Genomic DNA, 9,526 nt, shown 5'->3' on the forward strand with positions numbered 1-9,526 from the left:
CCTCGGCCTGCCGGCGCAGCGTGGTGGCGCGCTCGATGGCCTCGGTGCGGACCTTCTCGCTGTCGGCGGTCGCGCTCTGGCCGGGGAGTAGGCGGCGCGGGCGGCGGAGTCGGCGCGGTCCCGGTCGACGGCGTGGCGCTCACCGGCGTGCAGGACACGGGACTTGGCGGTGTGCTCGGGCACCTGGTCGCGGAGCAGGTCGGCGAGGCGGTGCAGAGAGGGGCCGAGGGCGCCGACCAGGCCGGTGTCGGCGGGGAAGTTGCGGCCGATCTCGTCCGGGTCGGAGTCGAGCTGGACGACGGTGAGGCCGGGGGGCAGGGCGGGGCCGGGGGTGTAGTGGTGCGGGGTGAAGGCGTGCGCGCCGACGATCAGGAGGGTGTCGTAGGGCTCCAGCGCGGCGCGGATCGCGTCGTGGCGGGGTGGCAGCATGCCGGCGTAAAGAGGGTGCGTGGTCGGGAAGTTGAGGCAGTCGCTCATCGGCTGATGGTGGACGTCGGCGCCGCAGGCCTCCGCCGTGCGGATCATCGCGCCCAGGGCGTCCTCGCGGCCGATGCCGTCGCCGGCGACGATCGCCGCGCGCTGGGCGTTGCCGAGGAGGACGGCCGCGCGTTCGATGCCGGGCGCCGGGCCGAGGGGTGGGGCGGGGGTGCGGGGCGGGACCTCGACCTCGGTGTCCTCCTGGAGGAGGTCCATGGGGACGGAGAGGAACACCGGGCCCGCCGGGGGCCGTTGGGCCAGGGCGAAGGCCCGGCGGAGCGCGAGGGGGAGGTCGCGGGCGTGCTGGACATCGTACGTCGCCTTCACCGCGGGGGTCGCGAGGCCGATGAGGTCGCCGGAGAGCATCGGGTCCTGCTGGAGGTGGCGGCGGTCCTGCTGCCCCGCGGTGACGACGAGGGGGGTGCGGGAGCGGCGGGCGTTGAGCAGCCCGATGAGGCCGTTGGCGAGACCGGCGGCGATGTGCAGGCTCACGAAGGCGGGGCGGGCGGTGGCGCGGGCGTACCCGTCGGCCATGGCGACGACGGAACCCTCGTGGATGCCGAGGACGTACTCGGGGGCGTCTTGGGACTCCGACAGGGCCTGGAGAAAGGGCAGTTCGGTGGTGCCGGGGTTGCCGAAGACACGGTCCACGCCTTCGGTCCGGAGGATGTCCAGGACGGCGAGAGCGGGTCGACGTCCCATGGCGGCTCCTCCGGGGGTGGGGGCGTTCGGCGGTCCGCAGGTCAGGGTGCGCGGGCGGGAGCGCGGGCGGCAAGGGGGGCGTGTCGCTGAGCGGTACGGCGCGAGGGGCTTCGCGCTCAGACGCCGGACGAGTCAACCCACCCAGGGGCGCGAGGATGCCTCGCCTTACAAATGCCGGACGGGTCAAACCCCCCAAGGGGCGCGGGGAACTGCGCGACCAGCCCCCACGCACCCGCACCCGGCAACGCCCCTCAGACGCCCCCGAACCGCTCCCCCTTCTCCGCCTTCTCCACCAGCAGCGCCGGAGGCGTGAAGCGGTCGCCGTACTTCGACGCCAACTCCCGCGCGCGGGCGACGAATCCCGCCAAGCCACCCTCATAGCCGTTGATGTACTGCAACACACCCCCCGTCCACCCCGGGAACCCAATCCCGAAGATGGAGCCGATGTTCGCGTCGGCCACCGACGTCAGCACACCCTCCTCAAGCAGCTTGACCGTGTCCAGGGCCTCCGAGAACAGCATGCGTTCCTGCATGTCCCGGAAGGGAATCTCCGCGCCCGCACGCGTGAAGTGCTCGCGCAGCCCCGGCCACAACGCCACCCGCTTGCCGGCCGAGTCGTAGTCGTAGAACCCCGCCCCGCCACTGCGCCCCTCGCGCCCGAACTCGTCGACCATACGGTCGATGACCGCCTCCGCCGGGTGCGTCGGCCAGGTACCACCCGCCTCCTCCACCGCCCGCTTGGACTCGTTGCGGATCTTGCGCGGCAGCGTGAGCGTCAACTCGTCCATGAGCGACAGCACCTTCGCCGGGTAGCCCGCCTGTGCCGCCGCCTGTTCGACCGACGCCGGCTCGATGCCCTCGCCGACCATCGCCACGCCCTCGTTGAGGAAGTGTCCGATGACGCGGGAGGTGAAGAAGCCCCGGGAGTCGTTGACGACGATCGGCGTCTTCCTGATCTGGCGGACCAGGTCGAAGGCGCGGGCCAACGCCTCGTCGCCGGTGCGCTCCCCCTTGATGACCTCCACCAGCGGCATCTTGTCGACCGGCGAGAAGAAGTGCAGTCCGATGAAGTCGGCCTGGCGCTCCACGCCCTCGGCGAGCACGGTGATGGGAAGCGTGGAGGTGTTGGAGCACAGCAGCGCGTCGGGGGCGACCACGTGCTGGATCTCCTGGAACACCTTGTGCTTGAGCTCGGGGTTCTCGAAGACCGCCTCGATCACCGCGTCACAGCCGGCCAGGTCGGCGGGGTCGGCCGTGGGGGTGATCCGGGCCAGGAGCGCGTCCGCCTTCTCCTGTGTCGTACGCCCCCTGGAGACCGCCTTGGCGCACAGCTTCTCGGAGTACGCCTTGCCCTTGGCCGCCGACTCGGGCGTCACGTCCTTGAGGACCACCTCGATGCCCGCACGGGCGCACGAGTACGCGATGCCCGCGCCCATCATCCCGGCACCGAGGACGGCGACCTTGCGGACCTGGCGCGGGGCGATGCCCTGGGGGCGGTTCGCGCCGGAGTTGACCGCCTGGAGGTCGAAGAAGAACGCCTGGATCATGTTCTTCGAGGTCTGACCCGCGGCGAGTTCCACGAAGTAGCGCGCCTCGATGACCTGGGCGGTCTCGAAGTCGACCTGGGAGCCCTCGACCGCGGCGGCGAGAATGGCGCGCGGGGCCGGGTAGGGGGCACCGCCCGTCTGCTTGCGGAGGTTCGCGGGGAAGGCCGGGAGGTTCGCCGCGAACTTGGGGTTGGCGGGGGTGCCGCCGGGGATGCGGTAGCCGGGCTTGTCCCAGGGCTGCTGGGACGTGGGGTTGGCGTCGATGAAGGCGCGGGCCTTGGCGAGGAGTTCGTCCTGTGTGGTGGCCACGTCGTCGATCAGGCCGTTCTGGAGGGCGCGTTGCGGGGCGTACTGGGTGCCCTGGAGCAGGACCTTCAGGAGGGCGTCCGTGATGCCCAGCATGCGGACCGTACGGACGACTCCGCCGCCTCCGGGCAGCAGGCCGAGCGTGACCTCGGGGCAGCCGATCTTGGAGCCGGGCGCGTCCAGGGCGATCCGGTGGTGGCAGGCGAGGGCGATCTCGTAACCGCCACCCAGGGCCGCGCCGTTGAGCGCCGCGACGACCGGCTTGCCGAGGGTCTCGATGCGCCGCAGATTGCGCTTGATGGCGAGGCCGCCGTCGAACAGCTCCTGCGCGGTCTCGGGTGTGACCCGGATGAGGTCGCGTAGGTCGCCGCCGGCGAAGAAGGTCTTCTTGGCGGAGGTGATGATGACACCGCGAATGGTGTCCTTCTCGGCCTCCAGGCGGTCGGTGACCACCGCGAGGGAGTCGCGGAACGCCTGGTTCATGGTGTTGGCGGACTGGTCGGGGTCGTCGATGACGAGGGTGACGACGCCGGTGCGGTCCTGTTCCCAGCGGATGGTGGTGGACTGAGTGCTCATGTGAGAGGTGCTCCGTGTGATCCGTGGGGTGGGGGTCAGACGCGTTCGACGATCGTGGCGATGCCCATGCCGCCGCCGACGCACAGGGTCGCGAGGCCGTACCGCTTGTCCTGGCGCTCCAGTTCGTCGACGAGGCTGCCGAGGATCATCGCGCCGGTCGCGCCGAGCGGATGGCCGAGGGCGATCGCGCCGCCGTTGACGTTGACCTTGTCCAGCGACAGGCCCATGTCCCGCAGGAAGCGCAGGACGACGGCCGCGAAGGCCTCGTTGATCTCGACGAGGTCGATGTCGTCGATGGTCAGGCCGGCCTTGGCGAGCGCCTTGCGGGTGGCGGGGGCGGGACCGGTGAGCATGATGGTCGGCTCGGAGCCGGAGACCGCCGCGGAGACGATCCGCGCGCGCGGGCGCAGCCCGTACCGCTCGCCGACCTCCTTGGAGCCGATCGCGACCAGGGAGGCGCCGTCGACGATGCCGGAGGAGTTGCCCGCGTGGTGGACGTGGTCGATCTTCTCCACCCAGTGGTACGTCTGGAGGGCCACGGCGTCGAAGCCGCCCAGGTCGCCGATGTCCGCGAAGGACGGCTTGAGCTTGGCGAGGGAGTCGGCGGTGGTGCCGGGGCGCATGTGCTCGTCGTGGTCGAGGATCGTCAGTCCGCTGCGGTCCTTCACAGGGACGACGGAGCGGTCGAAGCGGCCGTCCTTCCAGGCCACTGCCGCGCGTTCCTGCGACAGGGCCGCGTACTCGTCGACGTCACGGCGCGAGAAGCCCTCGATGGTGGCGATGAGGTCCGCGCCGATGCCCTGCGGCACGAAGTTGACGGCGAGGTTGGTCATCGGGTCGTTGAACCAGGCGCCGCCGTCGGAGGCCATCGGCACCCGGGACATGGACTCGACACCGCCCGCGAGGACGAGGTCCTCCCAGCCCGAACGGACCTTGACGGCCGCCAGGTTGACGGCCTCCAGGCCCGAGGCACAGAAGCGGTTCTCCTGCACGCCCGCGACCGTGTCCGGCAGTCCGGCGGCGATCGCGGCGGTGCGGGCGATGTCGGAGCCCTGGTCGCCGACCGGGCCGACGACACCGAGCACGATGTCGTCGATCGCGGCCGGGTCCAGGTCCGGGAAGCGGGCCCGGATCTCGTGGATCAGTCCGACGACCAGGTCGATGGGCTTGGTGCCGTGCAGGGCGCCGTTCGCCTTGCCGCGGCCGCGCGGGGTGCGGATCGCGTCGTACACATACGCTTCGGTGCTCACGAGAAAGCCTTTCGACGAGGGTCAGCCCAGCAGGGAACGGCCGATGATCTCCTTCATGATCTCGGTCGTCCCGCCGTAGATGGTCTGGATACGGCCGTCCGTGAAGGCCTTGGCGACCGGGTATTCGCTCATGTAGCCGTAGCCGCCGTGCAGTTGGAGGCAGCGGTCGGTGACGCGCTTCTGGAGTTCGGTGGCCCACCACTTGGCCATGGAGGCGTGCACGGCGTCGAGCCGTCCTTCGGAGTGGTCCTCGATACAGCGGTCGACGAACGTCCGGGTGACGGCGCACTCGGTGGCCATCTCGGCCACCTCGAAGCGGATGTGCTGCTTGGTGGCGAGCGGCCGCCCGAAGGCCTCGCGCTCCTTGACGTACGCGGTGGTGATCTCCAGGAGGTGCTCGGCGGCGGCGATCGCGGAGACGGCGATGCTCAGGCGCTCCTGGGCGAGGTTCGTCATCAGGTGCACGAAGGCGCCGTCGCGCTCGCCGAGGAGGTTCTCCTTCGGCACGCGCACGTCCCGGAAGAACAGTTCGGCGGTGTCCTGCGCCTTCTGGCCGATCTTGTCGAGGTTGCGGCCTCGCTCGAAGCCCGCCATGCCCCGCTCGACGACGAGCAGGGACAGTCCGCGCGCGCCGCCCTCGGGGGTGGTCTTCGCGACGACGATCACCAGATCGGCGAGGATGCCGTTGGAGATGAACGTCTTGGAGCCGTTGAGTACCCAGTGGTCTCCGCGGTCCTCGGCGTGGGTGCGGATGCCCTGGAGGTCGGAGCCCGCGCCGGGCTCGGTCATGGCGATGGCGGTGATCAGGGTGCCGTCGCAGAAGCCGGGCAGCCAGCGGCGCTTCTGCTCCTCGGTGGCGAGGCCGGTCAGATATGGGCCGATGACGTCGTTGTGCAGTCCGAGGGCGAGGCCGGGCGCGCCCGCGCGGGTGAACTCCTCGGCCAGGACGGTGGCGTAGCGGAAGTCGGTCGTCCCGCCGCCCCCGTACTCCTCGGGCACGGCGAGCCCGAGGAGGCCCTGCTTGCCCGCCGCCCGCCAGGCCTCGCGGGAGACGATGCCGTCCTTCTCCCACTGCTCGTAGTGCGGCAGGACCTCCCGGGCCAGGAAGGCGCGCACGGTCTCGCGGAACGCGTCGTGCTCGGGGGCGAAGAGCTGCCGCTTCATTCGGGGCCTTTCAGGGAGTTCGGGTCCTTCTCGAGATCCGGTACGTCCCAGTCGCGTGCCACCTCCGCGCTGTCAGCGCCGGGCCGGGCGGGCCCCTTGCGCACGCTCGTCGGGGTCGCCGAGAAGCGTGGCGCGGGCGCGGGCTGGGTGATGCCGCCGTGGTCGGTGAAGGTGCCGCGGGCGGCGAGGTGCGGGTGGTGCGGGGCCTCGCGCAGGGACAGCACGGGCGCCACGCACGCGTCGGAGCCCTCGAAGACGGCCGTCCACTCGTCGCGCGTACGGGACTTGAAGCGCCCGGCGACCGCCTCGCGCAGCTCGCCCCAGCGGGTCCAGTCCCGGCGGGCGTCCGCGAAGTCCGGCAGGCCGATCAGGTCCAGGAACGCGTCGTAGAACTGCGGTTCCAGGGAGCCGACCGCCATGTACCTGCCGTCGGAGGTCTCGTAGGTGCCGTAGTACGGGCAGCCGCCGTCCAGCAGGTTGGCGGCCCGGCGGTCCTGCCAGCCGCCGGCGGCGACCATGGCGTGGATCATCGCGGTGAGGTGGGAGGTGCCGTCGACGATGGCGGCGTCCACGACCTGGCCGGTGCCGCACGCGCGCGCGTGGTGCAGGGCGGCCAGGACGCCGACGACCAGGTAGAGCGCGCCGCCCGCGTAGTCGCCGAGGAGGTTGGCGGGGACGCCGGGCGGGCGGCCGGGTTCGCCGATCATGCCGAGGGTGCCGGTCAGGGCGATGTAGGCGATGTCGTGCCCGGCGCGGTGGGCCAGCGGCCCCTCCTGGCCCCAGCCGGTCATCCGGCCGTAGACGAGCGCGGGGTTGCGCGCGTGGCAGTCCTCGGGGCCGACGCCGAGGCGCTCGGCGACGCCGGGGCGGAAGCCCTCGACCAGGATGTCGGCGCGTGCGGCGAGGTCGAGGACGCGGGCGGGGCCGTCGGCCGCCTTGAGGTCGACGATCACCGAGCGCTTGTTGCGGTTGGTGATGTCGTGGTCGGGCGGAATGGAGAGCCCGATGCCGCCGGGGCGGTCCACGCGGACGACGTCGGCGCCGAGGTCCGCGAGGAGCATCCCGGCGAACGGGCCGGGCCCGATCCCGGCCAGCTCCAGAACGCGCACGCCGGAGAGCGGGCCGTGCCCGGGCGTCGTTGCCGTTGTCATCCAGCCCCCATTGGCGTGACACAACTGATGTAACACCAGCGATGCTAAGAACGCGTCCCAGCGGACACAAGACCTGGCGAGCAAGCGCTTAGACATCTTTACCCCCCGGTAGATCGCTCCGTACACCTCACGCTAGCCTCGGCCACCGACAACGGCGCGTGCGGCGGGATCCAGGAGTGTCATGAGCAGGCTGAAAAGGACGGACCGTCCCTACGACATCGTGCTCTTCGGAGCGACCGGCTTCGTGGGGACGCTCACCGCGGAGTACCTGGCCGCGCACGCGCCGAAGGAGCTGCGCTGGGCGGTCGCGGGCCGCAGCGAGGACAGGCTGAGGGCGCTCGCCGAGCGGCTGCCGGGCAGTACGGAGATCGGCGTGCTCACCGCCGACGTCTCCGATCCTGCCTCCCTGCGCGCCCTCGCCGGGCACGCGCGCGTGGTGGCCACGACCGTGGGGCCGTACGTCCAGTACGGCGAGGAGCTGGTCGCCGCCTGCTCGGACACCGGCGCGGACTACCTCGACCTCACGGGGGAGCCGGAGTTCGTGGACCTGATGTACGTCCGGCACGACGCACGCGCGCGTGAGACGGGCTCACGGCTGGTGCACGCCTGCGGGTTCGACTCCATCCCGCACGACCTGGGGGCGTACTTCACGGTCCGTCAGCTGCCGGAGGGCGTACCGCTGACCGTGGACGGGTTCGTGACCGTGGACGCCACGTTCTCCGGCGGGACCCTCGCCTCCGCGCTCGGCCAGTTCGCACGCGGCCGGCAGATGATCGCCGCCGCGCGGGACCGCGGGCGGCACGAGCCGCGCCTGGTGGGGCGGCGGGCGACGGCACCGACCGGGACACCGCGGTACGCCCAGGAGATCGGCGCGTGGGCGCTGCCGCTGCCGACCATCGACGCGCAGATCGTGCGGCGCTCCGCGAAGGTCCTGGAGCGCTACGGGCCCGACTTCCGCTACCGCCACTACGCGGCCGTACGACGGCTGCCGATGGCGGTGGGCGGGGTCGCGGCCGTCGGCGCGCTGTTCGCCGCCGCCCAGGTGCCGCCGGCCCGGCGCTGGCTGTCGGACCGGCTCAAGCCCGGGGACGGGCCGAGCGCCGAGAAGCGGGCGAAGAGCTGGTTCTCGGTGCGGTTCGTCGGCGAGGGCGGCGGGCGACGGGTGTTCACCGAGGTCGCGGGCGGCGACCCCGGGTACGACGAGACGGCGAAGATGTTCGCCGAGTCGGCGCTGTCGCTGGCCTTCGACGACCTGCCGGAGACGGCGGGTCAGGTCACCACGGCGGTGGCGATGGGCGAGGCGCTGATCGAGCGGTTGCGGCGGGCCGGGATCACCTTCCGGGTGGCCGCCGACCGCTGACGGCACGCTAGAAGGACCACCCGGCCACCGTGTAGACCATGCCGACGATCCAGCCGACCCCCGCGAGCACGCCGAGGACCAGCGCGGCGGTCACGGCGCGCTCGACCGGGCGGTTCGGGTCCGTGAGGGGCTTGTGGGAGCGGTGGGTCATGCGGTGCGTCGTCATGGTGGACAGCCTGTCGGTGACGCGGGGACCCGCACATCCGTACAGATACTCAGACGACGTACTCAGACCCCCTGTTCACTCCCCCGCGCCGGTCGCCTCCCGCAACGCCCGCCGGCACAGCGCGTCCGCCCGCCGGGTCGTCTCCGGCAGCCGGTAGCGCGGGGTGAGCGCGAGCGTGTGCGCGCAGGCGTTGTCGAGGCCCACCCGGTGTCCGACGGACACGAAGACGGGCTTCACGGCCTCCCGTGTCCGCAGGGCCCGTCCCACCTCGTCCGCGCCCGCGCGCAGCGGCGACCAGGCACCGCGCCGGGCCCCGGGATCGTCGTAGGCGAAGGTGAACGGGTTCTTGGCGACCCCGATCGTCGGCAGGCCGGTGAGGACGCCGAGGTGGCTCGCGAGGCCGAAGCGGCGCGGGTGGGCGAGGCCGTAGCCGTCGCAGACGACCAGGCCGGGGGCGCAGGGCAGGGCGTCCAACGCGGCCAGCACCGTGGGGACTTCGCGGAAGGCGAGCAGTCCGGGCACGTACGGGAAGGAGATCCGGCCGACGGCGGTCGCCTCGGAGACCACGGCGAGCGAGGCCGCGTCCAGGACCACGGCGGCCGCCGCGACGACGTCCCGTTCGTCGTCGTAGGCGACGTCGACGCCGGTGACGTGCCCGGTGCCGGGCGGCGGGCCGGGCTCGTCCAGCACCACCCGCCCTCGCAACTCGTCCTGGACGGCACGGGCTTGTTCCAGGTGCTTGTACTCCCGCTCCACCACCGGCCGCTTCAGCTTCAGGCTCGGCGTGATCTCACCGTGCTCCACGTCCAGATCCCGCGGCAGCAACC

At 72.0% G+C, this 9,526-nt stretch carries 8 protein-coding genes; 1 reads left to right on the plus strand and 7 read right to left on the minus strand.

All coding sequences use genetic code 11. The features are described from left to right. From ABZ896_RS50300 to ABZ896_RS50320, 5 genes are all read right to left on the minus strand, one after another. A partial coding sequence (locus ABZ896_RS50300; protein WP_360945419.1) for a thiamine pyrophosphate-binding protein occupies positions 1-1,179 on the minus strand: 1,179 nt, incomplete at its 3' end. A 251-nt stretch (positions 1,180-1,430) separates the two neighbouring features. Continuing rightward, positions 1,431-3,608 (minus strand): 3-hydroxyacyl-CoA dehydrogenase NAD-binding domain-containing protein, encoded by a 2,178-nt coding sequence (locus ABZ896_RS50305; RefSeq protein ID WP_360945422.1) that lies wholly within the window; start codon positions 3,606-3,608, stop codon positions 1,431-1,433. A 35-nt stretch (positions 3,609-3,643) separates the two neighbouring features. After that, complete coding sequence (locus ABZ896_RS50310) at positions 3,644-4,858, minus strand: acetyl-CoA C-acetyltransferase (RefSeq protein WP_360945425.1); 1,215 nt, start codon at positions 4,856-4,858, stop codon at positions 3,644-3,646. Between the two features lie 21 nt (positions 4,859-4,879). Further along, positions 4,880-6,022: an acyl-CoA dehydrogenase family protein gene (locus ABZ896_RS50315; protein ID WP_360945428.1), complete on the minus strand. Its 1,143-nt coding sequence runs from the start codon at positions 6,020-6,022 to the stop codon at positions 4,880-4,882. Next, entirely contained in the window at positions 6,019-7,173 is a 1,155-nt protein-coding gene (locus tag ABZ896_RS50320) for a CaiB/BaiF CoA-transferase family protein (RefSeq protein WP_360945431.1), read from the minus strand. The genes ABZ896_RS50315 and ABZ896_RS50320 overlap by 4 nt, the downstream gene beginning before the upstream one ends. A gap of 181 nt (positions 7,174-7,354) precedes the next feature. On the opposite strand from ABZ896_RS50320, the gene ABZ896_RS50325 reads away from it, so the two are divergent. Next, positions 7,355-8,533, plus strand: coding sequence for a saccharopine dehydrogenase NADP-binding domain-containing protein (locus ABZ896_RS50325; protein ID WP_360945434.1), 1,179 nt, complete (start codon positions 7,355-7,357; stop codon positions 8,531-8,533). A 7-nt stretch (positions 8,534-8,540) separates the two neighbouring features. Here the strand turns inward: ABZ896_RS50325 and ABZ896_RS50330 are convergent, their stop codons facing one another. Both ABZ896_RS50330 and ABZ896_RS50335 read right to left on the minus strand, forming a co-directional pair. Next, positions 8,541-8,699: a hypothetical protein gene (locus ABZ896_RS50330; RefSeq protein WP_360945437.1), complete on the minus strand. Its 159-nt coding sequence runs from the start codon at positions 8,697-8,699 to the stop codon at positions 8,541-8,543. A 75-nt stretch (positions 8,700-8,774) separates the two neighbouring features. Then, positions 8,775-9,470 carry an endonuclease V gene (locus ABZ896_RS50335; protein WP_360945440.1) on the minus strand — a complete coding sequence of 232 codons (696 nt, stop codon included), beginning with the start codon at positions 9,468-9,470 and terminating at the stop codon, positions 8,775-8,777. Between the last annotated feature and the right edge of the window lie 56 nt (positions 9,471-9,526).

The sequence above is a fragment of the Streptomyces sp. NPDC047072 genome, assembly GCF_040643855.1.
In the GTDB taxonomy this organism is placed as follows: Bacteria; Actinomycetota; Actinomycetes; order Streptomycetales; family Streptomycetaceae; genus Streptomyces.